We start from the raw sequence: 374 nt of genomic DNA, 5'->3' as shown, positions 1-374 counted from the left end.
CCTGAGTTGGCTGAAAGCTATAGGGTGAATTACAAAAATCAATACAATAAAACACAGATCCCACAAAAATAAGGAATGAGCGATGTTTTTAGTATTTGGTTTAGGGGTCCAATACACACACGTGATTGCTAGAAGTTTGAGAGAGAGTGGTATTTATGCAAAAATATTCCCTTTTTTTGAAAGCGTAGAAAACCTTCAAAAAAAAGCCCCTAAAGGGTTGATTTTGAGGGGGGTGACAGCGTTCGTGTATGCTAAAGACGCTTACAAGCCTAGCGAGAAAATCTTTGATTTGGATTTGCCGATTTTAGGGATTGCAGTCTTTTTTGGCACGATATTAGGGCTAATAGCGGGGTATTTTGGAGGGAAAACAGATG

At 39.0% G+C, this 374-nt stretch carries 1 protein-coding gene; it reads left to right on the top strand.

The genetic code is table 11. The features are described 5' to 3' along the window. Positions 1-82: 82 nt before the first annotated feature. The coding region (locus BZK24_RS08575; protein ID WP_424677934.1) for a glutamine amidotransferase-related protein at positions 83-374 on the top strand (292 nt) is incomplete at its 3' end.

The sequence above is a fragment of the Helicobacter pylori genome, assembly GCF_001998165.1.
GTDB classification, from domain to species: Bacteria; Campylobacterota; Campylobacteria; order Campylobacterales; family Helicobacteraceae; genus Helicobacter; species Helicobacter pylori_DL.
This window is presented reverse-complemented; position numbering and strand designations above follow the sequence as displayed.